A 26,334-nucleotide genomic window follows, 5' to 3' on the forward strand; every position below is an offset into this window, starting at 1 on the left:
GCAGCCGCGAGTTCTGTAGTTATTATATAATAAAAATTCATCTTTGTGTATAATTATTAAAGAGATTATGTCAGGTTTTTTAGTGTATCGCTCTTTCAATTACGGCCATGCGCACAGGCACGCCGTTAGCCATCTGAGGGAAAATCCGCGATTTGTCGCTTTCCACCACGGCGTCATCAATTTCGACATTCCGGTTCACCGGTGCAGGGTGCATGATAATTGTATTCTTGTCCAGTTTCGCGGCACGTTCTTCCGTAAGTCCGAACTGTTTCCGGTACTCATCTGCGGACTGCAGGATACCTGAGGCATGGCGCTCCAGCTGCACCCGCAGCATCATGACCACATCCGCTTTCAGCGCTTCCTCCATGGTTACATAAGGGGCGAACTCGGCAAGCTCGGGAGCTTTCATATTATCGGGAGCGCAGAACTGGACCTTGGCCCCCATCTTCGTCAACCCCCAGAGGTTCGAGCGCGCCACCCGGCTATGCATAATATCCCCGATAATCGACACTTTGAGGCCCTTTAGTTCGCCAAAATTTTTACTCATGGTGTACAGGTCCAACAGCGCCTGTGTCGGATGCTCGTTATTGCCGTCCCCCGCATTGATCAGCGGGATGGATACCTTCTCCGCCAGCTGCTGCAGCACCCCTGCAGGCTTCAAGCGCACAACTCCGGCATCGATCCCCATCGATTCCAGCGTGCGCACGGTGTCGTAGATCGATTCGCCTTTTTCTACACTGGAAGCCGCAGCTGTAAAGTTCAGCACTTGAACACCCAGGCGTTTCTCGGCCATTTCGAAGGAAAAGCGGGTCCGTGTGCTGTTCTCAAAAAACATGTTGGCTACAAAATGTGATCTCAGCACCGGTGTCAGCTTCTCGGCTTGATTGTCCCAGTAGGCGGTTCTGTTCAAAAGCTGCAGGATCTCCGTCCGGTCCAGTTCCTTAATCCCCAGCAGACTGCGTTCCTTCACCTTGGTTGCTGTCATCATTGTCATCGTTCCTCCCGGTTGGAAATAATGTAAACCTCATCCTTGCCGTCGAACTCGGTCAGCGCTACTTCGATCTGCTCATGTCTGGAGGTAGGTACGTTCTTGCCAATGTAGTCTGGCCGGATTGGAAGCTCACGGTGCCCACGGTCTGCGAGAACAGCCAATTGGATCATCCGCGGCCGTCCGCAATCCATCAGCGCGTCCATGGCGGCGCGGATCGTGCGGCCGGTGTACAGCACATCATCGAACAAAATCACTTTCTTGTCCTTAATTCCCGGGGAACCGGCGGGCAAAGTAAGATTGCTGTTCACCACCGTGCGGTCCATGGCTTCGCGGTTGTCGCCGCCTCCCTCACGGTCATCGCGGTAATGCGTGATGTCCAGCTCGCCGTATGGAATATCGACCCCTTCAATCTCCTTGATGCGTTCTGCAATCCGCTGCGCCAGATACACTCCCCGTGTACGGATGCCCACCAGCAGGCAATTCTCAATACCTTTGTTCTTCTCCAAAATCTCATGGGCAATGCGCGACAGCGCCCGGCGGATTGCCGTTTCGTCCATAATCACATTTTTTTCAGTAACCATCATCCTGCCATCCTCCTGCTTGATCGCCTGTTCAAGTTCCCCGGATAACAAAAAAACTCCTTGCCCGAAGCAGGCAAGGAGTGAAATCCGCAGATTCAAAAAGATGGCGTGTCCGCGCGCATAAAAGACCCTCCGTAGGCATACGGACTCCTCTCTTCATGTCGCGAACCTCGATTCACGTTACCTTGCCAGCCTCACGGGACTGAATTAAAGGCGCATATTCAACTACGAGAATTATGACAGATGTTGCGGCGGGTGTCAAATTTGGAGTGGTTATTTTAAGCTGATGATCGTAACTCCGGGGAATGTTTGGACTTCCGGCCGCTGTTGTCTCCAGATGTTCTGATTATAGTCGCTGGCAGCGGACAACATCCGGAGACAAAGGCGGATGCGTTCGCTCCTACAGTTCCAAACTTCCCCTCCGCTACTTCGCACCTTAAAATAAAGGGTTATAAGTAAAGGCAAAAAAATCCAGCTTCTATTTCACGAAGCTGACGATCATTAGCAGGAACAGCGCTAGGATGCCGTTACGGTATTTCCGCCGTTGTTTCCGGGCAAGCCGGCCTTCGGCGTATTCTGCCGCTGTTCGTTACAAATTCGTCCAAAGGTGTCTATCCCAAACTTTATGCATAAATTACCCATAAGCGGAAGTAATCATAATTACCTATACAGTCAAAAAAGCCGCCGCAGATTTCTCCGCAGCAGCCTCAAGAACCACAACTTCTAAACTTAAAATTCAAATTCAACGTCGCTAAGGCGTCTCTGGATTTCTGAGATCACGCGTTTTTCTTCTTCCTCGCCTTTGGCGATGAAGGTTACAGAGAAGCGCACGAACGGGCCGGCATCATCCCAAGGCACGGTGGAGATCAGCTTCTCGCGGATCAGGAACTGCGAGAAGTCTTCGCCGGATTCAAAACGGCGTCCGCCCTTAATGCCTTTTGGAGCAGCCACATAAAGGAAAAATGAGCCTTTGGGTTTCTCAGCCGAGAAGCCCAGACTGTTCAGCGCATCCACCAGCATGTTATGGCGGCGGGAATACTTGGCGGCAATCGCTTCGGTAATTTCTGGATGCGCCAAGCCGTATGCTGCTGCTTTTTGAATAGCGATGAATTGACCGGAGTCATTGTTGTCCTTCACATCGCTGAATGCCTTGACCACCAGCGGATTACCGGCTACAAATCCGATTCTCCAGCCCGTCATGTTGTAGGACTTAGACAGGGAGTGCAGCTCTACGCCGACATCTTTTGCACCCGGCACGGACAGGAAGCTGAGCGGCTTCATACCGTCATAAGTCAGGGCAGCGTATGGAGCGTCGTGAATGACGACTACATCATATTTCTTCGCCCAGGCTACCACCTCGCTGAAAAATTCAGGAGTTGCGCTTGCACCAGTCGGATTGTTTGGATAGTTCAGGTAAAGCAGCTTTGCTTTGCGGGCCACATCTTCAGGAATTGAATTCAGGTCAGGCAGGAAGTTATTTTCTTTTTTAAGCTCCACAGTGAACACTTGTCCACCCAGATATTTGGTGTGTGTGCCCAGCACCGGATAACCCGGAACCGTCATGATCGTAATGTCTCCCGGGTTGATGAAGCAGGAGGGCAGCATCGCCAGCGCAGGCTTCGAGCCAATGGAGTGCACAACCTCAGTTACAGGGTCAATGCCGTCTACTCTGAAAACTTCCTTCAAATAAGCTGCGGCTGCGGCTTTGAACTCCGGAATTCCGTTGTCGGAATACCCGCGGTTTTCTTCTTTGGCAGCTTCTGCCGCGAGTTTGGCAACAATACCTTCGTCCGCCATTTCATCGGGTTCGCCAACCCCCATATCAATCAGCTCAATATTCGGAAAATCCTGTTTCGCCGATGCTTTGGCACGTTTGATTTTCTCAAATTTGTAGATGGCTGTATCCTTGCCGTAATTCGCACCGCCGATGCGGTCCGCAAAATTAGTCTGAATAAAAGTTTCCTGATATTGTTCAATACTCATAATCTTTGTCTCATCTCCTGGCTTTTTTATTCCTACATAAACTGAACTATGTTCTAAATATGCCGCAAAGCCGGCTTCAAAACCATGGATTTATAATCACTTGATTTGTACTTATCTGCTCCGCAGAGCAAACAGCACTTCTTCCATATCGGCCGGAATCGGCGCACTGTACTCCATATATTCACCGGTGGAGGGATGCACAAATCCCAGAACAGCGGCATGCAGAGCCTGTCCGTTCATAGTCGTCCCTTTGCTGCGTCCATAGATGGGATCTCCGACCAGCGGATGGCCGATAAACTTCATATGCACACGAATCTGGTGCGTGCGTCCGGTCTCAAGCTGCAGCTCCAGCAGAGTGCAATCCCCAAACCGCTCCAGCACGGTAAAATGGGTCACAGAACGTTTGCTGTTCTTCTCTGTTACGGTATAGAGCTTGCGGTCATGCGGATCACGGCCAATAGGCGCATCTACCGTACCTTGGTCATGGGACAGATTACCGTGTACTACAGCGATGTAGCGGCGGGTTACACTATGCTCTTTGAGCTGGGCTGCGAGCGAAGCATGGCTGGCGTCATTTTTGGCGGCCATAATCAGTCCAGAGGTGTCTTTATCGATACGGTGCACAATCCCCGGACGAATCTCGCCGTTAATGCCGGACAGGTCCTTGCAATGATACATCAGAGCATTGACCAGTGTGCCGGAGGGATGCCCGGCTGCCGGATGAACCACCATCCCGCGCGGTTTATTTACAACAATAACATCGCTGTCTTCATAGACCACTTCGAGCGGAATATCCTCCGCAATCAGGTCTGTCACCTCAGCTTCCGGTACAGTAACTGCAACCAAATCGCCTTCGGCCAGTTTATAGTTGGCTTTCACCGGAGCGCCATTTACGGTTACATGACCTCCGCTGATCCACAGCTGTACCTGGGAGCGTGAAATCTCATCTTCCCAAGACTCCGTAATGTATTTATCGATCCGCTCCCGGGCATTCTCCCCGGCAACAGTCCATTCCGTGACGTCCCTTTCTTCTTCCGCGGCACCGGAGGGCACCTGCTGATTGACGTCCTTATTCAACTCATTCATTCCCTTCCTTGACTTCCTTGGTTTCCTTAACCTCGTTGATTTCTTCTCCGCTCTTCATATCAAGCAGCGTATCCAGAATAATCAGCGCCACTCCGATCACAATGCAGGAATCCGCCACATTAAAGATCGGAAAAGTGTAGCTGCCGAAATTGAACATCAGGAAGTCAACAACCTCACCGTTCAAAAGCCTGTCCAGAAAGTTGCCTACAGCTCCGCCGAGCACTAATGCCAGTGCAGTGGGCAGCAGCTTGCGGGTTGCTCTGGCCTTGTTCAGATACCAGACGATGCCCGCCACAACTATAACCGTGACCACGACAAAGAACCACTGCTGTCCCTGAAGAATGCCAAAAGCGGCTCCTTGATTGCGGTGGGAGGTGATAATGAAAAAATCCTTAATGACCGGAATCTGCTCGCCGAGCTCCAGCCGGGTAGCAATCAAATACTTGGTACCCTGGTCCACCAAAAATACGATAAGCGCAATCAGATAGTACACCACAGAAGTTGTCACTCCGTTCTTATTTTTCCCGCTGCAGGCGGTACGAATACTGTATAAAGACTTGTATATTGTAGCACAGGCCTCAAGAAGCCGTCTATTGCAAGGACAGGGCTTAACTCCCCAGACCGGGGAGTATTTGCCATCGCTAAAAAGCTTGCTCTCCGGTCAACCTATCCAATAAGCATCCGGGACATGTCGCAATCGAACGATGCTTAAGAATGTAATACGAAAGGAGCTACCCCTATGAGCCATCTGCCGGCAGAGCAGCTTGCCAAGCTGCGGGCTGCGGTTATTCAGCAGCGGGAAGATATTGAACATAGATTGAAAAACAACGCCCACTACGGGCTGCAGGACTCCATGCGTGATATGACTGGAGATCTGACGGAGATTGACAACCACCCCGGCGATGCCGCCACGGAGCTGTATCACCGGTCCATGGATATTTCATTGCTGGAGCGTGACGAGCATGAACTGGACGACATTGCTGCAGCCTTAGCTGCCATGGATGAAGGAACCTACGGGATCTGTGCAGTCTGCGGAGAACCCATACCTCTGGAGCGCTTGATCGCCGTACCGCTTACCCGCTTCTGCAAAGAGCACAACCCCCGCCAAAGCTCGCCTTTTACAAGGCCTGCAGAAGAGGAATTTTTGTACCCGCCGTTTGGACGCACCAGTCTGGATGAACGCGAGGAACAGAACCGGTTCGACGGTGAAGACGCCTGGCAGATTGTTGAGAGCTGGGGCAGCTCCAATTCACCGGCCATGGCCGAGGGCAATGACATTTCTTCTTATAATGATATGGAGATTGAAGCTGACGAAACCGAAGGCTTCGTGGAGCCTTGGGAGAACTTTATCGCTACCGACATCGCCGGGAACCATACGATGGTCATCAAGGGATCAAGCTACCGCCACTACATGGACAGCGGGGAAGGAAGCTATCTTCTCGATCCGCTGAGTAAAAAAGAAAGGGAGTAGCCTGGGGCTGCTCTTTTTTTAATATAAGGGGTTATTTTAAAAGGTCTTCAGCTCCAGCTGATGCTGTACAATCCGCACAATGTCTGCAATGTAATCGCCGATGATCGGCAGATTGAGCGCCCCAAGCACCTGAAGCACATAAATGATCGTTGCGGCAAAAAAAGTAAAGCCCAGTGCAATCCCCAATCCCCGCGCCGTTCCCGACAGGACATTCAGCCAAACCAGACGCCAGGGTGAGTTCAGGAGCTGCGTATACTCGGCGATCCGAGCTTTCTCCATCTGCTGGACTAGCCCGGTTGTCAGCCGGTAGACGGCATTCAGCTTTTCTTCCGGGGGAATCTCACTAGGATCATCGTTAATGCCGCGGAAATCCGCAGGAGGATGGTCTGAACCATATGCATTCATGTCCACAGAACGTCCCTGCTTCGTTGCCGCCCGCTCAATATGATGCGGCGAGTGCTGCTGTTTTGGAGTGCTGCTATCCACCTGACTGCTGCTTATGCCTCTCTCCGTGCTGCTGCCCGCCCCGGATGTTCTGATGGAGATTCTTCCTGTTTTCCCGAAGCGGTGCTTGTCCTCTTGCCGTCCCTCCATGGCGTTGACTCCTCCCTAGCGTCACTTAAGATCCACAAAGTAAACGAGCCCGGTCAAAAGAGAGAGGACTCTCTTTAAGCACCGGGCTCGTCATTTTGCCGCTAACCCCTAGAATCTTATCCTTTGCCGCTAGTATATGCCATTAAGGGACAGGTAATGCAAACCTTTAGGCTTCGATGTGAATTCCGATCGATTTGCCTCCGGCCTCTACGGTCTCAAACGCATGCTCACCATCGAAATTAACTGTAGTTACCAGCACATTTTCACGGAGCACATGTTCAAATGCCGTCACTGCTGCTTTCAGCTCGGCGTCCACCTTAAGCGTCAGCGCGATCCGTTTCTCAATCGGCAGATCCAGGCGTTTGCGGTAATCCTGGACCGCGCGCACGATCTCGCGCACCCAGCCTTCCTGCACCAGCTCCGGTGTGATCTCCGTATTCAGCGCTACCGTAAGCCCGTACCCGGATGCCGAAGCAAAACCCGGTTTGGCCTGCTTCTCTACGAGCAGCTCCTCAGCGGTAATCTGCAGCTCTTCTCCTTCCGGAGATACAATCGCAATGACACCATCCTGCACGGTTTTGCGGGTAGCTTCACTATCCAAAGCTTTCAGGAAGCCCTGGAGGAAGCCGACGTTTTTACCGTATTTTTTGCCGGCCACCTTCAGATTGAGCTTCAGTGTAAAGTCTACAAACCCGCTGTCGCTGTGCTCCACCACAATCTCTTTGACATTGATTTCATCCTTGATGATCTCTTCGTAATCCGCCAAATGGAAGCTGCGGTCGATCGACACGATCAGCTCGGACAACGGCTGGCGGTTCTTGATGCCGGTCTCATTGCGGACGTTGCGGGCCAGCTCAACGATCTGTCTCGCACTCTCCATATCCTGCTCCAGCTCCAGATCGATCAGGCTCTCATCGGCCACAGGATAATCTGCCAAATGCACACTTTCTCCACCGCCCAGATTCATAAAGATATCCTCGGACAGCATCGGTGTAAATGGAGCCATCAGCGTAGCCGTAGTCAGCAGAACATGCGTTAATGTGCGGTACGCATCAAGCTTCTCCTTGCCCAGCCCGCTGCCCCAGAAACGGTCACGGGAACGGCGGATATACCAGTTGCTCAGCTCATCCACAAAGTTCTCAACCGCCTTGGACGTATTGACGAAATCATTCACCGCCAGGCCCTTATCCACCAGCAGGATCAGGCTGTTCAGACGGGACAGAATCCAGCGGTCCAGCTTATGCTGCGATACTTTGAACGGATGATCGGCAGGATCATAGCCGTCGATGCCGGCATACAGCGTCAGGAACGCATGGGTGTTGACCAGCGTATCCACAATCTTGGATTTGGTCTCACCGACCAGGCCGCGCGAGAAACGTTTGTTGTTCCATGGAGCGCTGTCGGACAGGATTGCCCAGCGGAACGCATCCGTGCCGTATTCGTTCATGATTTCCCAAGGGTCAATAACGTTGCCTTTGGATTTGGACATTTTTTGGCCGTTCTCATCGAAGATGTGGCCGTGGGCAATCACAGCCTTATACGGAGCTTTGCCTTTGAACAGCGTCGATACCGCAAGCAGGCTGTAGAACCACCCGCGTGTCTGGTCAATCCCTTCGCAGATCATGTCTGCCGGGTATTGGTCCTCGAACTTGTCTTGATTTTCAAAAGGATAGTGGCTTTGGGCGAACGGCATCGAGCCGCTGTCGAACCAGACGTCGATGACCTCCGAGGTCCGCACCATTACTCCGCCCTCGCTGAACGGACTGCGCAGCTTGATGTTATCCACATAAGGCTTGTGCAGCTCGATATCCTCCGGTACTTCCCCGATAGCCATCGATCTCAGTTCAGCAATGCTGTGCGGTGCAAATTCCTTGCCCGTATCCTGGCAGACCCAGATATTCAGCGGAGTCCCCCAATAGCGGTTGCGGCTGATGTTCCAATCCACCAGTTCCTCCAGGAATTTGCCGAAACGGCCTTCGCGCACATGATCAGGGTACCAATCCACACTGTTGTTGTTCGCAATGAGCTGGTCCTTGATTGCCGTTGTCTGGATAAACCAGCTGTCTGTTGCATAGTAGAGCAGCGGTGTATCGCAGCGCCAGCAGAACGGATAGCTGTGCTCGTATTTTTCTTTGCTGTACAGCAGGCCTTTCTCGGAGAGCACCTTCACAATATCCAGATCGCAATCCTTCACAAACCGGCCGGCAAAATCAGAAACTACATCCGTATATTTACCGGAAGTATCCACCACATTGACAAAGCTGATGCCATTCTCGCGGCAGCTCTTATAGTCATCTTCCCCATGTGCCGGAGCCATGTGTACGATCCCTGTACCGCTGGAATCTGTAACGAAGGAAGCTCCGACGATAACATTATGTTTTTCGGCCTGGATGTATCCGAATGGCGGTGTATAGCTCTGGCCGATAAAATCCGTTCCTTTATGTGTAGACAGGATCGTATATTCGCCCTTCAATACCTCATCCGCAAGATTCTTCGCTAACACATACACGCCGTCCTCCTGCTGGGCGCGGACATACTCCATGTCCGGGTTCATCGCCAGTGCCATATGCGCCGGTAACGTCCAAGGCGTGGTCGTCCAGGCGAGCACATAGTCGCCGCTGCCGTTCAGCTTGAATTTGGCCGTTGCGCTAAGGTCTTTGACCGTCTTATAGCCCTGCGCCACTTCATGCGAGCTCAGCGTCGTCTGGCAGCTTGGGCAATACGGGCTTACCCGGTGTCCGCGATACAGCAGCCCTTTCTCATGAACCGTAGCAAGGATGTTCCATACACTCTCGATGTACGTATTGTCCAAGGTAACATACGGATGATCCAGATCGGTCCAGTACCCGATGGCTTCCGTGAACTCGCGCCACTGCTTCTCGTACCCGAAGACACTTTCCTTACACTCCTTGATGAACTTTTCTACGCCGTATTCTTCGATCTCTTGCTTGCCGGAGATTCCCAGCTTCTTCTGTACGCCGAGTTCTACCGGCAGCCCGTGAGTATCCCAGCCTGCCTTACGCACTACCCGGTAGCCCTTCATTGTCTGGTAGCGGCCGATAAAGTCCTTGATGACACGCCCGAGCACGTGCCCGATATGCGGTACGCCATTGGCCGTCGGCGGTCCTTCATAGAACACATAGTTCGGACGGCCTTCGCGGTTCTCCATGGATCTGCGGAACGTATTTTCGTCGCTCCATTTCTTCAAAATACGGACGTCTCTGGCCCGCGCTTTTTCTTTGACATCTACCTTTTGCATTGATGGTCAATCCTTCCCTGGTTTTGTCTTAAAACCTCTTCGATCCCTCCCAAACCCTCCCTTAGCCAAGGGAGGGCCCCGAGGGCTCTGCCCTCTGGACACCCGGAACATTGGTCTAAATTCGGGGGAGAGCGGGTTTTGATCTACTGTTGTCGTAATGCCCGCTTATCGCCGCAAGCGGCACGCTCTACCTCAGGCCACCTCCCGCCATGGCCTGGCTTTGCCCAGGCGACCCGCCCGCGATCCCGTAGGGCAGCACGGGGCGGGGAGCCTCTCGCGGCGGGGCGCAGCCCGCCGCTGCTTTGCCTTGCCCAGGCGACCCGCCTGCGTTCCCGTAGGGCAGCTCGGGGCGGGAAGCCTCTCGCGGCGGGGCGAAGCCCACCGCTGCTTTGCCTTGCCTAGGCGACCCGCCTGCGTTCCCGTAGGGCAGCTCGGGGCGGGGGGCCTCTCGTGGCGGGGGGCGCAGCCGCCGCTGCTTTGCCTTGCCCGGGCGACCCGCCTGCGTTCCCGTAGGGCAGCACGGGGTGGGGAGCCTCTCGCGGCGGGGGGCGCAGCCCACCGCTGCTTTGCCTTGCCCGGGCAACCCGCCCGCGATCCCGTAGGGCAGCTCGGGGCGGGGAGCCTCTCGCGGCGGGGCGAAGCCCGCCGCTGCTTTGCCTTGCCCGGGCGACCCGCCCGCGATCCCGTAGGGCAGCTCGGGGCGGGGAGCCTCTCGCGGCGGGGCGCAGCCGCCGCTGCTTTGCCTTGCCCGGGCGACCCGCCTGCGTTCCCGTAGGGCAGATCGGGGCGGAGAGCCTCTCGCGGCGGGGGGCGCAGCCCGCCGCTGCTTTGCCTTGCCTAGGCGACCCGCCTGCGTTCCCGTAGGGCAGCACGGGGCGGGGAGCCTCTCGCGGCGGGGCGAAGCCGCCGCTGCCTTAGTCTCTGCTCTTTGCTCTTCGCTCTTGTCGCATGGAAGGCCCCGCAGGCGTCCCCGCCAGGGGAGCCTAAGAAGGGCCGCTCCCCAGCCGAACAAATCCTTTCCCTTCCGCAGACGCCCATTCCCCCACGAACAATCCCTTGTTGCGGGTGTCCAGAGGGCGGCCAGCCCTTGGGGTCCCCCTTAGAAGGGGGATTTAGGGGGATGCTACACGCAAAAATGCGTCGCCCCGCCCCCCAAGGGGCGAGACGACGCTCGCGATACCACCCTAATTCTGTGCCTCATGCACATCCGCAGGCGGTGTGTATTCAGCACAATCTCAGTTCCGCGCAGCATGCCGGCCACGCGGGTCCGGGATAACGTCCGGCAGACGGCTTAGGCCTACACACGTATGGAACGCTTCAGCTTAGCTTCTAGGGGAAGATCTTCCGAGCAAGGCATGAACTATCGGCTCGCAGCAATCACCGACTCTCTGGAGAACGTTACCCTGACGTACTTGTCCCGTCATCGAATAGATATGAACAGATTACAGATATGTTCTAGTTATAGACGTTTTAAGCAGAAATGTCAATCTTGAAGGCGGCAGCAACCCTCAGCAGCGGATAGGGCCACGGTATACATTGAACGGTCTGAAAGACCATCTGCCGCTCAGAGCGCGTTCTCACTTACCTCGCGGCTCTCTAAGGCGTTCCAGTCGTCGGTGGACAGCAGCTCAAGCTGCGCTTCCAGCAGTGTACGGAAACGAGTACGGTAGATAGAGGCCTGTTTGCGCAGCTCTTCCGTCTCGATCGCAACCTTGCGGGATTTAGATAATGCTTCGTTAATGATCCGGTCGGCGTTCTTCTCCGCTTCCTTGATGATCAGCTGGGATTCTTTTTTGGAGTTGTTCTTCACATCATCGGCTGCTTCCTGGGCAACGAGAATCGTTTTGGACAGGCTCTCTTCGATGTTCACAAAATGATCGAGCCGTTCCTGAAGGGACAAAAGCTGGTTGTTCAGCTCTTTATTTTCACGGATGACGCTCTCATAATCCTTGATGACCTGATCCAGAAATTCGTTGACCTCATCTTCATCATAACCGCGGATTCTCCGGGAGAACTCCTTGTTATGTATATCGAGTGGTGTTAATGGCATGCTGTGCACCTCCTAGAAATTTCGGACCTCTTGTGCCCCTGAACCCTAATCTGTCCGCAGACAAAATAGAAAGACTATATTTAAGTAGAAGCAGTTGCCCTCCTTAAGAGAACAGTATCCGTTTCAGTGGAACTATAAGATCAGCTTTAGCAAGCTGCTATATGCCCTTATAGTTCAAGTATATGCGGATCGCGGAATTTCATCCGGCTGCCGCTTCAGGGGCCGCCTCTTCTACAACTATCGGCGTTCAGCTTTCAAAATGTTTGGCTCCCTATAGAGATATTCAATTTCGACAGACAGCACTGGATTCCTGCATAGATTTCAGACAAATTTGCCGACCTGCACCCGGTAGCGGCCTTTTTTGGTCAGAGACCCGATCTCCAGAATCTTGAACCGGCCAAAACCCTGTATGGAGACCATATCCCCGTCCTTAAGCCCGCAGGAAGGATCTTCCTCAACCTTCCAGTTGACGCGGACCCGGCCAGCCTTGATAGGCGCAAGAATTTTACTCCGGCTAAGCCGGGTTACATCCGCCGCAATGCCGTCCAGCCGCAGCGAAGCAACTGTCAAGTCTATGGTCTCCAGCTTCACATCGCTGCTGCGCAGACCGGATAAAGGCAATACCTCTGTACTGACATTTATCCGGTGCACACCGGTTAGGTTCATCGCCAAATAATCGGCGATGTCCGCCGCCACAACTACATGACAGCCATCCTCGAGCACATGGATATCGCCGATTTTCCCTCTCTTAATTCCCAGTCCCAGGATTGCGCCCATGTAATCGCCATGTTCCAAAGCCAGAAACTTTTGTTCTCCAGAGGAAATGGCGAGGACCTTCAGCTCCATATCTTCGGCCTCAAGGTCCCGGTAATCGGGAGCCACCAAAGCCCGCTTCCGTTCTGCTCCCGCTGATCCGCCTTCCCACCTTACAGAAACATCCGGGTGGCGGTTAACTAACGTCTGCAGAATAAAACCTTGGCGGGGGTCCAAAAACTCTGTCAGCTTGGTCTCATGGTACTCTCCTGCACTGGTGACCCATTCCCAGGCCTTGTCCACAAATTGCCGTTCATCGGGGTGGAAATGTCCGTAAATTTCATTCTTCATCGCTGCAGCCTAAAACACATATGCCACAATGTACTGCAATCCGTTCTTGGCAAATTCCAGTACAAACAGGGCAATAATCGGGGAGATGTCTATCGTTCCGAACAGCGCCGGAATAATCCGCCGGAAGGGGGTAAGGTAAGGCTCCACCAGCTTGCCAAGCAATTCTCCAATGAAGCTGTCCCGTACATTCGGGAGCCAGGACATAAGGACATAGAAGATGATCATCACGAAGTAGATGTTGTATAGAATTTCAATAATTAGATTGATTTGGGACAAATCCCGTTCACCTCATTCTGTTGTAGTCTTGATCATCACCCAAAATCTCCGAAATGGAGCCTTGGATTTCAACGGTATCCGGTGTGCACATAAATATATTGCCCCCAATTTTGGAAATTCCTCCACCCAGGGCATAAACCGTTCCGCTGAGAAAATCAATGATCCGCATCGCCTGGTCATTTCGGACGCGCTGCAGATTGATCACTACGGTGCGGTGGGCTCTGAGGTGGTCAGCAATTTCCTGAGCTTCCTCGTAAGAACGGGGCTCATACAGCACGACTTTCACATTTTTTTGCGAATGGATACTGACGACGTTCGCCCGCTGATTTTTGCGGGTTTCTACAGGGGCAGGCTCATATTCTTCCTCATCGCGGGAAATTTGCTCCCGCTCTACAATTTCCTCTTCCTCCTGCAAGCCCAAAAAACTCATAAACCGGTTCATCACGCCCATCAAGCTCCCTCCTCATGACCTACTAATACCGTTCCCAGGCGCACCCAGGTGGCTCCTTCCTCTATCGCCACTTCAAAATCATTCGACATTCCCATCGACAGCTCTTGTATAGGCTCAGGTGTCAAGGCCAGCAGATTAAGCTTATCGCGAAGCTCCCTTAACCCCCGGAAAACCGGTCGGGTCTGCTCCGGCTCTGCTTCATAAGGCGCCATAGTCATCAGTCCGATGACCTTAACGCGGTGCAGAACGGCGATTTCACGCAGAAACCCGGGCACGTCCCCGGGGGCAAGACCGAATTTCGTATCTTCTCCTGAGATATTCACTTGGAGGAAGACGTTTACGGTAAGTCCCGCAGCATCGGCCTTTTTGTGCAATTCACGCGCCAGCGACAAGCGGTCAAGCGAGTGTATATATTGAAATTTGCCAATAACATCCTTGACCTTATTGGTTTGCAAATGTCCGATGAAATGCCAGGTTCCTGTATGTCCCAAGGCATTCCATTTGGGTTCAGCATCCTGCCAGCGGCTTTCGGCAATATCCCCAAGCCCTGCCTCCAGCACCTCGGATACCGTTTCCAGTGATACATATTTCGTCACAGCGATAACCTTGACGTCCGCCACATCCCGGCCGCTTGCCGCACAGGCACGTGCTACACGTTCCTCTACGCCGGCTATTCTTTCCTGCAGTGTCAACGTTCAGCTCTCCTTTATTCCGATCCAGCTCGTCATTCTTCCTGTAACTCCGTTTTCCTTCCGGTACGAAAAGAACAAATCCTGATTACAGCTTGTACACCAAGATGTACATTCGATATGAGTCGGCAATATTCCTGCTTTAATCATAATGCGTCGATTCATTTCTTTCAAGTTAAGCATGCTTTTACGGTCATCCGCTTCCGATGTCCGGTATAAGTCCTGCGAGGGGCCGCAAACCGCCGCCTTCAGTCCATCCTCAAGCTGCCGGATATGGTCCATGACATAATCGTCTACTTCATAACAGCAGCTGCCAATTGAAGGTCCGATCCCGGCAAGCATATCCTGCGGGCGGCTGCCATATACCGTCTCCATACGGGCCACCATAGCAGCGGCAATCTCCGCCACGGTTCCTTTCCAGCCCGCATGTGCGAGTCCAACCACTTTCTTAAGGGGATCATAGAAGTAGAGCGGCACACAATCGGCATAAAAAGAGGTCAAAAGCACACCCGGCACACTGGTGAGCAAACCATCCGTCGCTTGAAACGCCGATGCTCTGTCCAAACTGCCCCGCCCGCGGTCATCCGCTTTAACCACAGCTATATCTTTACCATGGGTTTGCTCTCCGCAGGTCCAGTCCTGCAGTGTAAATCCGAGACTCTCTGCAAGCAATGTACGATTCCCGAGCACATCCGACGATTCATCTCCAACATGAAAAGCACAATTAAAACTGTCATAAGGCGCCTTGCCTATGCCACCCTGTCTGCCTGTGAACCCTGCAGTGATTTCGGAATGCTCCGCACGCCAAGGCTCCAAATGAAGCAGCATAGGCGCGCCGGTCTTTTGCATAAACGGTTCCATATCTTCACCTCGCCCTAAGTGTACCACAAGATGCCGTCATAGAGTGGAGTCAGACTGCCGGACTGCTTCTGGTCCAGACTACCTCATACTCCATACATCCCCAAAATAATCAAGCAGAAACGGCTTTTATATTTAAAAATAGACGCACCTTGTCAATAAGTGCGCCGGTCACTGCGGTCTCCCCGCTCCAGATACATCGTTTCCCGCTCTTCCTGGTTTTGCGGCATCCGGATTTCCTCCATCTTGACGAGTACAACATCGGCGCCGATCTTCACGATATTCCGCCAGGGAATAATCAGATCTGTACCTCCTCCGAAGAGGCCCATGAAACGCGTGTACCCCGGGATAATGATTGCATCGATCACGCCGCGGCGGAGATCCAGTTCCAGATCACTGATCTGCCCCAGCCGCTTCCCGTCGATAATATTAATCACATCCTTCGTCTGAAAATCAGAGATTTTCATTTTTTTACCGCTCCCTATAGAATCGTCGTTCACCTCGCCACCCCTGTACATTCAGACGTATAGTCCAATATATGTTGTCCGGGCTTGGCCACATGCCTAAATTCAATTGCGCCTGTCCAATAAAAAGGGTGCCCGGACAGCGATTTTTCACCGCACACCCGGAACACCCTTGTCCAACCCTGCTATGTGTGTTTAAGACTTAACGTGCTTCTGCATCTGCTGAATGGCCGACTTCTCCAGGCGGGATACCTGAGCCTGAGAGATGCCAATTTCATCCGCGACCTCCATTTGGGTTTTGCCTTCAAAAAAACGCATCGACAAAATCCGTTTTTCCCGCTGCCCCAGCCGCTGCATCGCCTCCCGGAGCGCAATTTCCTCGATCCATGACACATCCTTATTCTTGTCATCGCTGATCTGGTCCATCACATAAATCGGATCTCCGCCGTCGTGGTAGATGGGTTCGAACAAAGAGACCGGGTCCTGAATCGCGTCGAGAGCAAATACCACATCTTCTTTGGGGACGCCAAGCGCCTCGGAAATTTCAAAAATCGTCGGTTCCCGTGAATTCTGATTCGTCAGACTGTCCCGCACCTGCAGCGCTTTGTAAGCGATGTCCCGCAGGGACCGGGAGACCCGGATCGGGTTGTTGTCACGTAAGTAGCGGCGGATTTCACCGATGATCATCGGCACCGCATAGGTGGAGAACTTCACATTTTGCGATAAGTCAAAGTTATCGATGGCTTTCATCAACCCGATGCAGCCTACCTGGAACAGGTCATCAACGAACTCTCCCCGGTTATTGAATCTTTGAATAACGCTAAGAACGAGTCTAAGGTTACCGTTTACCAATTTCTCTCTGGCGGATCGCTCGCCCTGCTGCTGCAGCGAAGTGAACAGTTCCCGCATTTCCACGTTCGTCAGAACGGGCAGCTTGGCGGTGTCCACACCGCAAATCTCGACTTTATTTCGGGTCATGATGATTTACCTCCCAAGGAGAAACATTACTGTACATTATCTCCCCGGTCCGGCATTTTATTCCTTGGCTTTTTAAGCTTAGACCATCTTGTTGAACTCTTTGCGCAGCCGCTTGATGATTCTTTTCTCCAGACGCGAGATGTAGGATTGGGAGATTCCCAGCAGATCGGCAACGTCCTTTTGCGTTTTTTCTTCACCGCCGCGCAGCCCGAAACGCAGCTCCATAATCAGTCTTTCCCGCTCGCTTAGCTTCTCCAGCGCCTTCTGCAGCAGTTTGCGGTCCACCTGCTCTTCAATGTTGCGGTAGATGGTGTCATTCTCCGTGCCCAGCACATCCGAGAGCAGCAGCTCATTGCCGTCCCAGTCGATATTCAGCGGCTCATCAAAAGAAACCTCACTCCGGGTTTTGCTGTTGCGCCGCAAATACATCAGAATCTCATTCTCAATGCAGCGCGAGGCATAGGTGGCCAGCTTGATTTTTTTCTCCGGGTCAAAGGTGTTGACGGCCTTGATCAAGCCAATCGCCCCGATGGATACCAGATCCTCAATGTTAATGCCGGTGTTCTCAAATTTACGGGCGATATAGACCACCAGCCGCAGGTTGCGTTCAATCAGCATGGCACGGACCGCCGCATCACCACTGGAGAGCCGCTGCAGCAGGAATTCCTCTTCTTCTCTCGTCAGGGGTGGGGGCAAAGCCTCACTTCCGCCGATATAATAGATTTCTTGGCTCTTCAGCCCCAGCAGAAACAGCATGCGGTAGTATTGCAGTTGCAGCGCAATCTTCCATTTGACCATTATTGTTCCTCCTTCAAGAAGTGCACAGTAGCCCTGAGATGTTCTTTTGTCCTTCAGTGAATAATCATGAAGGCACCGCTGCCTCCACAGCGGCCTCTCTTTGGGTCAGGTCAGGGTGTATGACCGCCCGGTACGCGCCGTCTCCCGACAGTGTCCCGCCATCCAGCCCGATAAGAACCCTCTTACTGATAAAGGTTTCCTCTCCAAGCTTTATCGTCACCAGATCCGGCTTCAGCGCGAGCATAAGTGAAGCTCCGCGGTTGACTCCCCTATAAGGCACAAGCCGTAATCTGTCCTGCCAGGCAAAAGACTGCCCGTCCGCTTCCAGCAAAAGCTTGTCGCTGCTAATCTCGGTCAGCCTGCCTTTCCAGGAGGCCGGCAAATGTCCCTCCCACAGCGACGCTTCCATCACCATCACCGGAATCCGGGTCAACGGATCATTTAGACGGTTACCGGTGTCCAGCAGACCGGGGCATAAGACGCTCACCCCCTCAATCTCTACGCATACTTCCCCGATGTACGTCTCCAGTTGTTCCCTCCGGACTTTTGAGGACTGGATCACTTTGAAGAGAAGTAGGACCAGAGGAAAAAGCGCAAGCACGAACCAAAACCCGATTTTAAAACGGTAAGCTTGGCCGCCGGAAGAGGTGAACAGAATCCCGTTCCAGATGTCGCCAGAGCTCTGCAGCAAGTAATGGACGCCGACAATGCCGCCGGCTGCTGCAAAATTAATCATATAAAATGCCCCTAGTGCCCGAAGGTAGCTTTGCAGACTTCTGAAACCAAAAGCGATCCACAGCATGACTACCGACAATCCAAACTTGATGAGAAAGGTGTACAGGAACGATAGTTCCGGCACAAACATCATCACCACATAGAGTGCGCCAACCAGCGCGGAGAGAATGAGCCGCCACCAAGAGACTTTCAGTTTGACCAGCCAGCCTGTGAGCCATAATAGAATTCCGTCGATCAGCAGATTGGCCGCGAAGATCAAGTCAATATAAACAACCAGTGGATTCACCTGCCTGCAAGCGGGGTATCTATCCGAAAGACTAAGGTTCAAGCTCTCTTTTTGAACGATATGATTAGTATAGAAAGACTCACTTCCAAAGTCTGTCTAAACTTGGGGGGCATTCCTGAGGTTTTTTTGTCGGTTTATAGCATCGCTTGCCCTTCTCTCGGACATACGGCCAGCAGCCTCTTCCACCCTTCATGCACTGCACCGAGTAGATTCAAATGCCCGCTTGGTGCCGGACAGCATCTTTTTGAAAATCAGGCTCCAGGCACTGCCAAACGCACAAAAGCCAGCCTTCGCATGGCTGGCTTCGAACAAAACTATTTGTCTTTTATTGAATAGATTGTATTTCTTCCTCGCTCAAGCCCGTCGCTGCCTGTATAGAGGAGACGTCCAGTCCCATAGCCAGCAGGTTTTTTGCTACCTCGAGCTTGCCTTCTCTCAAACCTTCCCGTTTGCCTTCTTTGATTCCTTCAATTTTGCCTTCTATTTTGCCTTCTTTGATTCCTTCTTTGATTCCTTCAATTTTCCCTTTATTAATTCCTTCCTTTAGTCCCTTTTGCAGTCCCTTTTGCAGTCCCTTTTGCAGTCCTTCTTGCAGTCCTTCTTGCATACCCTTAGCAAAGCCTTCTCTTTGGGCACCATCCCTTTGCGAGGCTTCGTCATGCAGAGCTTTCTGGCGTTCTTCGTATTTACGCCGCGCTTCAGAATCCTGACTTAAAAATTCCAACGTCTCCATGGCCTTTCTCAAAGCCGGTTCATTCATCCGCAGTACCTCCCAATTCGAATTGTCGCTCCCTTTTAGAAAGAGGAGCCAATTGATCAAACCGCCTTCACCGGGAACAGCCGGCTGATTCAGCTTAGGCAGTTCCAAAAAATGAATCTCTATGTCATCTGTAAGCGGTGCGCCGCTGCTATCCTCCCGAAGATGAAAGACACTGTGAGTATGTTCATTGGGCAGCACCTTATAATTTAAGATATTAATCGTTACACACTTTTTGAGTTCTGTGTATCTGCCGCCGGTCTGCAATTGTCCCGAGTACCGTTTGCTCCAGTAATACAAGGTCCGCTTCTCCATATCGTATTTGTTGAACAACTGCATTTCAATATTGATCAGCTTGCCATCCACGGTTTTGGCCCAGATATCAAAGATCGACAGCTTATCCAGCGGGTCATCCTTATCTGTATAAGGGTTAAGCAAGACCACCTCATCCAAGGGGGCATCTCCGGCATCCATAAAGATCCGGTTTAAAAAAGCCAGCAGCACATCTTTGTTATTCTCGCTTGCAAAAATTCTCTTGAATACAAAATCGACCCGGGGGTCCAGCAATTCCATGAAATTCACTCCCGTTACCCGTATTATAACAGCTAAAAAAACAAAAAACACCGTATCACTCCATAGCAAAAGCTATGGGGATACGGTGCTTCCGTATACTCGTATAGGACTATAGACTAGTCGTTATTGCCGCGTGTGCGGTTCCGCAGGAACGTTGGGATGTCCAGCTGGTCAGAAGGTGTCTGATTCCCAAAAGGACGCAGGTTGGCGCTCTTGTCGGCTGCAGGCTCACTACTTGCTGCCGGACGGCGGTTAGGCGCAATCGGAGATGGCTTATGCTCAAAACCGGTGGCGATCACTGTTACTTTAATTTCATCCTTCATGCTCTCCTCAATAATGGCCCCGAAGATCATATTCACTTCAGGATCGGAAGCGGAAGTAACAATCTCAGCTGCTTCATTGACTTCATACAGGGAGAGGTTGGATCCGCCGGTAATGTTCATGATGACGCCGCGGGCGCCTTCGATCGACGTTTCCAAAAGGGGACTCATAATCGCTTTGCGTGCAGCCTCCGAAGCGCGGTTCTCGCCAGTGGCAATTCCAATGCCCATCAGGGCCGAGCCGCGTTCTGTCATAATCGTTTTCACATCGGCAAAGTCAAGGTTGATCAGACCGGGAACTTGGATAAGGTCGGATATCCCTTGGACCGCCTGTCTGAGCACGTTGTCCGCTTCGCGGAACGCCTCCAGCATCGGCGTCTTCTTGTCGACGATTTCCAGCAGGCGATCATTCGGGATCACGATCAGCGTGTCCACTTTTTCCTTCAGCGATTCAATGCCTAGTTCCGCCTGCATAGCGCGTTTTCTGCCTTCAAAAGTAAACGGACGCGTTACAACGCCAACTGTCAGCGCTCCACATTCTCTGGCGATTTCAGCAATCACAGGTGCGGCGCCTGTACCGGTACCCCCACCCATGCCTGCGGTTACAAATACCATATCCGCACCTTTAAGCGTATTGGAAATCAGATCGCGGGATTCTTCGGCCGCTTTCTTACCAACCTCAGGATTGGCGCCAGCGCCAAGCCCCCGGGTTAGCTTGTCTCCGATTTGCAGTTTATGCTCCGATTTGGCCATATGCAGCGCTTGGGCATCTGTATTAACTGTGATGAATTCAACACCCTGAACGCCATTTTCAATCATCCGGTTGACAGCATTGCTTCCTCCGCCGCCTACGCCGATGACTTTTATTTGCGCCAAGCTCTCCATTTCAAAATCAAACTCCAACATATTGTTCCATCTCCCCCTAGAATAGTGCTTGGATGGCCGGTCCAAGTATATCTGGACTTACACTTATATGAACTCGCTGAACATATTCTTTAGACGCTCCACCAAACCGGGCTTTTTCGCGGTATCCTGGCTGGGTACAGCGTTCTGCTTGTTTCGGTTGACCGTCTTTTTGTTGCCGCTTCCCCCGCCATTGCTGCGTCCCCGGAAGCTGCGGACAACATTATGCAGGATGCCTACACCACCGGTGAAACCGGGGTCCCGGACGCCGATATAGTCAGGTACAGCAATGCGCACTGACGCTGCCAGCTCGGTCTGAGCTGCTTTCAGCACGCCTGGCATGGATACAGTCCCACCCGTTAGTATATAACCTCCGGGAAGCTCTGTGTAACCAAGCCGTTTTACTTCCTGCCGGATCAGATGAAAAATCTCCTGCACTCTCGGCTCGATAATCGCAGCCAAATCTTCCTGGTTGAACTCTTTTTCCACATTGCTGCCGATACGCAAAACCTTGAACACTACGTCTGAAGCAGCATCATCAATCCAGGCGCAGCCATATTTCAGCTTGACCTTTTCCGCCTGATCAGTAAGTGTCCGAAGTCCGTAGGCAATATCATTGGTTACAAATTCCCCGCCGATCGGAATCGTGGAGGTTGCACAAAGGGAACCCTCTTCATATACGGCTATCGTTGTTGAACCTGCCCCGATATCCACCAGTACAGCACCCATTGATTTCTCATCTTTGGAAAGCGCCAATCCACCGGCTCCAAGAGACATCAGCACAAGATCTTTAACTTTCAGCCCTGATTTCTCTACACAGCGAAGCAGATTATGTATTGGCGTTTTGGCTCCGGTAATAATCGTCGCCTCCACTTCCAGACGAACGCCGATCATTCCGCGCGGATCCTGGATACCTTCAAGACCGTCTACGATATATTGTTTGGCGACAACATCAATCACTTCGCGTTCAGGAGGCAGTGCAATGACTTCAGCCGCCTTGATTACCCGGTCAATGTCATCCTCGCTGATTTCACGGTCCTCATTCTGAACAGCCACAACACCGTGACTGGACTGCAGGCCGATATGATTGCCGGATATGCCGACATAGACCTCGGAAATTTGGATGCCAACCATTTGCTCCGCATGGTCTACAGCACTTTTGATCGATTGTACGGTCTGGTCGATATCTACGATCGCACCTTTGCGTATTCCTTCTGAATCAGCAGATCCAACGCCAATAATATTAAAGGTTCCATTGGTAACTTCCCCAATTATTGCCCGAACTTTGGATGTACCGATGTCCAGACTAACAATGATGTCATTGTTGCTCAAGTCCTATGGCACCTCCTGATATGATCAAAATAAATGGTAAAGCCAGTAAAACAGCTTGTTCCCGGTCATGGGAAACTCCTCTGTACATATTCAACATACCTAATCCTTTCCCTCTTTTTTCTACAAATTTTTTGAATGGAATAATATAACAAGCATTCCGCATAAACATAGATGCCTCCTAAAATCTGTAAAACAAGAAGACTGTGAAGTAAAAATAAGTTTAATCAAGAAACACCATCCATATTTACGGCTACAGTTCAAAAAATCCGCAGAAAAAAGAGGGATACAGCTTATTGCCCGTAAATCCGATTGTAGCATTTTTCCCGCCCTAATAGTAGGGACTATTTACTCTTGTGCGTCTTGTTTATCCTTATTTGCCGCCTCTGCGTCCTGAAATGGGACATAGGAATCAGCTTCCAGCATTTTGATCAGTCCCGGCTCCTCGGTTTCGATGATCTGATTCAAATATTCCACCTTATTCTTAAGCAGGGATATCGCTGTGATGACTTCAAAATGCGACCGTGTATAAAGCTTGATCCGGTCCGGAAAGGACAGCGTCGGCGACGGCACGATCTCGGAAATATCGCTTGTCAGCTCATTCGGGATGCCGGCGAGCGCCTGGCACAGTTTAGCCTTGTAGGGGTCCTCTTCCTTCCAGCCTGTCAAGATGGGCTTCTCTACCGCAATTCCGGTTTCATTCACAGCAACGGCCGCCCCGCTGGATAAAATGGCTTCTAGTACACCGGCCTGGTCCAACTCATAAGCGACAGCAGGATATTCTTTAATGCTTATGGTCACTGTGCCTGGAAAACTTTTCACCACCTCAGCCTCCTGGATGGTCTTAAGACGCTTGAGAGAATCCTCCACAGAAGCTTTGGAGACGGCAAAAAATTGTCCCCCTACCACCAGCCCGCTTTGGGCCAGAAGCTCGTTCCGGGTGGTGTACTTGTTGCCTTCAAATTGAATCTCTGTAATGCGGCTGAGCGACGAACGGAAAAAAATTACGGCCAGCAGCGCTATGAACAGCAGCAGCAGAATGATCGTAACCTTCCGGCTCATTTTTTTGCTTGGCTTGTCCTCTTTAAGCAGAGGTAGACGGGTTTTAGGCATTCTCGTATCTCCGTAATAAGGCCCTGTCTCCTTCCTCGCAGCAAGCTGAAGGAGACAGGGAGCTTTAATTGGCCAAATCTAGCGGACCCGGCACAGGTACTTTGCGGCTGATGCGCGCTCCAAGCTTCTGGAAGAGTTTTTCAATGCCATCATAGCCGCGGTCAATATGGTGGGCCTGCTCAACCACCGTAGTTCCATGAGCTGCGAGACCCGCGATCACCAGGGCCGCCCCGGCCCGCAGGTCGGTTGCTTCCACCGTAGCCCCATATAACCTCTGCACCCCGCGGATGAAAGCGCGGTTCAGGTCAATGGAGATATCAGCACCCATCCGCGCCATTTCTTCCACATGCTTGAAGCGTCCTTCGAATACAGTCTCTTTAATGACGCTGAATCCGTCGGCCAGCGACAGCAGCACCATAACCTGGGACTGCAGGTCCGTAGGAAAGGAAGGATAGGGGGATGTTACGATTCTCTCAACCGCGCGCGGTCTTCCCATACAGCTGATATTAATTATATCATTGCAAACTGTAATTTGAACACCAGCCCGTCTGAGCACATGAATAAGCGACGTTAAATGACCGGCATTGGTATGGGTCAACGTCACATTGCCCCGCGTGGCGGCCGCAGCAATCATCACAGTACCGGCTACAATCCGGTCCGGAATCACCTCATAGCTGCAGGGATAGAGCTTTTTTACGCCTTGGATGGTTATCGTATCGGTACCCGCACCGATGATCTGAGCCCCCATCTGGTTCAGAAAATTCTGCAGGTCCTGGATTTCCGGTTCCCTGGCCGCGCCCGATATCGTCGTGGTCCCTTCCGCCATGGCAGCGGCCATCATAATATTCTCGGTCGCCCCGACACTCGGATAATCAAGATGAACTTCGTTTCCCGTCAGCCTGGCTGCCCTGCAGGAAATCCGCCCATTAGACTCCTCAATCTCCGCGCCAAGCTGTTTGAGCCCCTGTAGGTGAAGATCGATCTTGCGTTCGCCAATCGCACAGCCTCCCGGCTGGTAAATCGTCACCTCGCCGAATCTGGATAGTAACGGTCCCATCAGAAAAATGGAGGATCTCATCTGCCGCATCAGATCCTCTGGAACATGAGATGTGCCCAAGGGCGAAGTATCTATCGTTACTGTCTCTTCTTCATGAGCACACCTGCACCCCAGCCGTTCCAGAATGTTCAGCATCGTTTCGATGTCCAGCAGCTTCGGCACATTGTGCAGTGAGTGAACTCCTTCGGCCAGCAGGCTAGCCGCCAGAATCGGCAGTGCCGCATTTTTTGCTCCATGGATACGTATGGTGCCTGACAGGGGATTTCCACCCTCAATCACCAATTTGTCCAATGTATCACCTCCGAGATTACCGCTCACCCACCACTGGGCACTTCCCGAACAAGAATCAATGAACGGTCAGGTAAGCTCTCCTGTCCTGCATTGCATGGACTAAGAAGTGCTCTGGGTGATTGTCACGATTATAGGATTATCCTATGTTCGTGGCCCCGGGTGTGTGACAGTGAAGAGCGATGGGCAGGAAACCCCTTCCAGCCGGAGGAACCAGACGTTCATTACTGCTTCCTTTTTGCCGCCAGTCTGCGCAGCTCGCTCACAACAAGGGCAGCGGAATCCCTTTTGCCCAGGCGCCGGGAAGCTTCCGACATCTGCCTGCGTACGGACTCCTCACCGATAATCTTCTGGACAGCTTCCATCAGGGACTGGCCGTTCAAATCCTTCTCAAGCAGCACAACCGCCGCACCTTCACGCTCCAGTTGCCTTGCATTCGCTTCCTGGTGGTTATTTGTCACGTTAGGGGACGGGATGAGAACGGAGGGGATGCCAAGTGCTGTAATTTCAGCAAGAAAAGAAGCGCCCGCCCGGTTCACGATAAGAGATGTACAAGCCAGCACCTCTGGCATATTGTGGACGTAAGGAAGAAGATGCAGCCAGCTTGGCTCACTGCCCAGCTTCTCACGCAGCGTTTTGCGGGTTTCTTCGAAATAAGTCTCACCGGTCACATATACATAGTGGACACCATTACCCTTACCCACAAAGGGGACCATCTCAATCATCGCCTGATTAATAGCCCGGGCTCCGCCGCTGCCGCCTACCATCAGCACAACTGTGCTGCCCTCGGGAATACCGAGTGAAGCAAAACCGCGCTGGGGGCTCGCAGCAGTCACTGTAGTTGCCCGGGGATTGCCGGTATAAATGACATGTTTGCCACCGGGAAAAGCCGATTCTGTTCCTTCAAAGCTGACAGCAACCGTATCGGCGTAACGGCTGAGAAAACGGTTGGTCAGCCCAGGAATCGCGTTCTGTTCATGGATCAGGGTAGGAATGCCCAGCTTCGAGGCCGCATACACGACCGGTCCGCACACATAACCGCCTGTGCCAATCACAACATCCGGCTTGAATTCCCGGAGCATTTCCTTGGAGGCTTTGACCCCTTTGAGAAAACGCATTACCGTCTTCACATTGTCCATGGAAAGCTTGCGGCGGAAGCCGGTAATATCTATCGATTGGAATGGAAGATTCTCATTAGGAACCAGCTTGCTCTCCAGACCCCGCTTCCCGCCAATATACAGGAAGGCCGGGTCTTTTTCTTCTGCTTGAAGCTGCCTGGCAACGGCGACAGCGGGATAAATATGTCCCCCTGTGCCGCCGCCGCTTAATACGATACGCAT

General features: G+C 52.3%; 25 protein-coding genes. 1 reads left to right on the plus strand and 24 read right to left on the minus strand.

Annotated elements, in window-relative coordinates; genetic code table 11:
* Positions 1–79: 79 nt before the first annotated feature.
* The 5 genes from BLQ82_RS11555 to lspA all read right to left on the minus strand — a co-directional run bounded on the left by BLQ82_RS11555 (position 80) and on the right by lspA (position 5,137).
* A complete protein-coding gene (locus tag BLQ82_RS11555; protein ID WP_062527056.1) occupies positions 80–988 on the minus strand; it encodes an aspartate carbamoyltransferase catalytic subunit in 909 nt (302 codons plus the stop codon).
* Positions 989–990: 2 nt separating this feature from the next.
* Positions 991–1,572: a bifunctional pyr operon transcriptional regulator/uracil phosphoribosyltransferase PyrR gene (gene pyrR / locus BLQ82_RS11560; protein WP_062527790.1), complete on the minus strand. Its 582-nt coding sequence runs from the start codon at positions 1,570–1,572 to the stop codon at positions 991–993.
* Between the two features lie 729 nt (positions 1,573–2,301).
* Positions 2,302–3,555 (minus strand): LL-diaminopimelate aminotransferase, encoded by a 1,254-nt coding sequence (locus BLQ82_RS11565; RefSeq protein ID WP_062527054.1) that lies wholly within the window; start codon positions 3,553–3,555, stop codon positions 2,302–2,304.
* A gap of 111 nt (positions 3,556–3,666) precedes the next feature.
* Positions 3,667–4,641, minus strand: a complete 975-nt coding sequence (locus tag BLQ82_RS11570; protein WP_025707719.1) for an RluA family pseudouridine synthase — start codon at positions 4,639–4,641, stop codon at positions 3,667–3,669.
* Entirely contained in the window at positions 4,634–5,137 is a 504-nt protein-coding gene (gene lspA, locus BLQ82_RS11575; protein WP_062527052.1) for a signal peptidase II, read from the minus strand. The genes BLQ82_RS11570 and lspA overlap by 8 nt, the downstream gene beginning before the upstream one ends.
* A gap of 243 nt (positions 5,138–5,380) precedes the next feature.
* Between lspA and BLQ82_RS11580 the strand changes: the two genes are divergently transcribed.
* Complete coding sequence (locus tag BLQ82_RS11580) at positions 5,381–6,112, plus strand: TraR/DksA C4-type zinc finger protein (protein WP_062527050.1); 732 nt, start codon at positions 5,381–5,383, stop codon at positions 6,110–6,112.
* Between the two features lie 36 nt (positions 6,113–6,148).
* Here BLQ82_RS11580 and BLQ82_RS11585 read toward each other — a convergent pair whose 3' ends face one another.
* The 19 genes from BLQ82_RS11585 to murG all read right to left on the minus strand — a co-directional run bounded on the left by BLQ82_RS11585 (position 6,149) and on the right by murG (position 26,334).
* Entirely contained in the window at positions 6,149–6,517 is a 369-nt protein-coding gene (locus tag BLQ82_RS11585) for a DUF5665 domain-containing protein (RefSeq protein ID WP_062527788.1), read from the minus strand.
* Positions 6,518–6,872: 355 nt separating this feature from the next.
* Positions 6,873–9,965 carry an isoleucine--tRNA ligase gene (ileS, locus tag BLQ82_RS11590; RefSeq protein WP_062527048.1) on the minus strand — a complete coding sequence of 1,031 codons (3,093 nt, stop codon included), beginning with the start codon at positions 9,963–9,965 and terminating at the stop codon, positions 6,873–6,875.
* Between the two features lie 1,564 nt (positions 9,966–11,529).
* Positions 11,530–12,015, minus strand: a complete 486-nt coding sequence (locus tag BLQ82_RS11600; RefSeq protein ID WP_062527046.1) for a DivIVA domain-containing protein — start codon at positions 12,013–12,015, stop codon at positions 11,530–11,532.
* A 321-nt stretch (positions 12,016–12,336) separates the two neighbouring features.
* Positions 12,337–13,119, minus strand: coding sequence for a YlmH family RNA-binding protein (locus tag BLQ82_RS11605; protein WP_062527044.1), 783 nt, complete (start codon positions 13,117–13,119; stop codon positions 12,337–12,339).
* A gap of 9 nt (positions 13,120–13,128) precedes the next feature.
* A complete protein-coding gene (locus BLQ82_RS11610; RefSeq protein ID WP_020427824.1) occupies positions 13,129–13,395 on the minus strand; it encodes a YggT family protein in 267 nt (88 codons plus the stop codon).
* Positions 13,396–13,402: 7 nt separating this feature from the next.
* Complete coding sequence (locus BLQ82_RS11615; protein WP_020427825.1) at positions 13,403–13,846, minus strand: cell division protein SepF; 444 nt, start codon at positions 13,844–13,846, stop codon at positions 13,403–13,405.
* A complete protein-coding gene (locus BLQ82_RS11620; protein WP_062527042.1) occupies positions 13,846–14,538 on the minus strand; it encodes a YggS family pyridoxal phosphate-dependent enzyme in 693 nt (230 codons plus the stop codon). The genes BLQ82_RS11615 and BLQ82_RS11620 overlap by 1 nt, the downstream gene beginning before the upstream one ends.
* A gap of 3 nt (positions 14,539–14,541) precedes the next feature.
* Positions 14,542–15,396, minus strand: a complete 855-nt coding sequence (pgeF, locus tag BLQ82_RS11625) for a peptidoglycan editing factor PgeF (RefSeq protein WP_062527040.1) — start codon at positions 15,394–15,396, stop codon at positions 14,542–14,544.
* A gap of 152 nt (positions 15,397–15,548) precedes the next feature.
* Positions 15,549–15,860 carry a YlmC/YmxH family sporulation protein gene (locus BLQ82_RS11630; RefSeq protein ID WP_062527038.1) on the minus strand — a complete coding sequence of 104 codons (312 nt, stop codon included), beginning with the start codon at positions 15,858–15,860 and terminating at the stop codon, positions 15,549–15,551.
* A 192-nt stretch (positions 15,861–16,052) separates the two neighbouring features.
* Positions 16,053–16,835, minus strand: coding sequence for an RNA polymerase sporulation sigma factor SigG (gene sigG, locus BLQ82_RS11635; RefSeq protein WP_019909334.1), 783 nt, complete (start codon positions 16,833–16,835; stop codon positions 16,053–16,055).
* 78 nt (positions 16,836–16,913) lie between these two features.
* Positions 16,914–17,636, minus strand: coding sequence for an RNA polymerase sporulation sigma factor SigE (sigE, locus tag BLQ82_RS11640; RefSeq protein WP_025707241.1), 723 nt, complete (start codon positions 17,634–17,636; stop codon positions 16,914–16,916).
* A gap of 61 nt (positions 17,637–17,697) precedes the next feature.
* A complete protein-coding gene (spoIIGA, locus tag BLQ82_RS11645) occupies positions 17,698–18,654 on the minus strand; it encodes a sigma-E processing peptidase SpoIIGA (protein WP_425281078.1) in 957 nt (318 codons plus the stop codon).
* A 325-nt stretch (positions 18,655–18,979) separates the two neighbouring features.
* Positions 18,980–19,984: an Rpn family recombination-promoting nuclease/putative transposase gene (locus BLQ82_RS11650; protein WP_074648170.1), complete on the minus strand. Its 1,005-nt coding sequence runs from the start codon at positions 19,982–19,984 to the stop codon at positions 18,980–18,982.
* 116 nt (positions 19,985–20,100) lie between these two features.
* Positions 20,101–21,210: a cell division protein FtsZ gene (gene ftsZ, locus BLQ82_RS11655; RefSeq protein WP_062527034.1), complete on the minus strand. Its 1,110-nt coding sequence runs from the start codon at positions 21,208–21,210 to the stop codon at positions 20,101–20,103.
* A 63-nt stretch (positions 21,211–21,273) separates the two neighbouring features.
* A complete protein-coding gene (gene ftsA, locus BLQ82_RS11660) occupies positions 21,274–22,539 on the minus strand; it encodes a cell division protein FtsA (RefSeq protein ID WP_062527032.1) in 1,266 nt (421 codons plus the stop codon).
* Positions 22,526–22,708, minus strand: coding sequence for a hypothetical protein (locus BLQ82_RS11665; protein WP_060861387.1), 183 nt, complete (start codon positions 22,706–22,708; stop codon positions 22,526–22,528). The genes ftsA and BLQ82_RS11665 overlap by 14 nt, the downstream gene beginning before the upstream one ends.
* A 176-nt stretch (positions 22,709–22,884) precedes the next feature.
* Positions 22,885–23,649 (minus strand): cell division protein FtsQ/DivIB, encoded by a 765-nt coding sequence (locus tag BLQ82_RS11670; RefSeq protein WP_062527031.1) that lies wholly within the window; start codon positions 23,647–23,649, stop codon positions 22,885–22,887.
* A 64-nt stretch (positions 23,650–23,713) separates the two neighbouring features.
* A complete protein-coding gene (gene murA, locus BLQ82_RS11675) occupies positions 23,714–24,997 on the minus strand; it encodes a UDP-N-acetylglucosamine 1-carboxyvinyltransferase (RefSeq protein WP_062527029.1) in 1,284 nt (427 codons plus the stop codon).
* A 221-nt stretch (positions 24,998–25,218) separates the two neighbouring features.
* On the minus strand, positions 25,219–26,334 hold the full coding sequence (gene murG, locus BLQ82_RS11680; protein ID WP_062527027.1) for an undecaprenyldiphospho-muramoylpentapeptide beta-N-acetylglucosaminyltransferase: 1,116 nt from the start codon (positions 26,332–26,334) through the stop codon (positions 25,219–25,221).

The sequence above is a fragment of the Paenibacillus jilunlii genome (assembly GCF_900102965.1).
In the GTDB taxonomy this organism is placed as follows: Bacteria; Bacillota; Bacilli; order Paenibacillales; family Paenibacillaceae; genus Paenibacillus_AQ; species Paenibacillus_AQ jilunlii.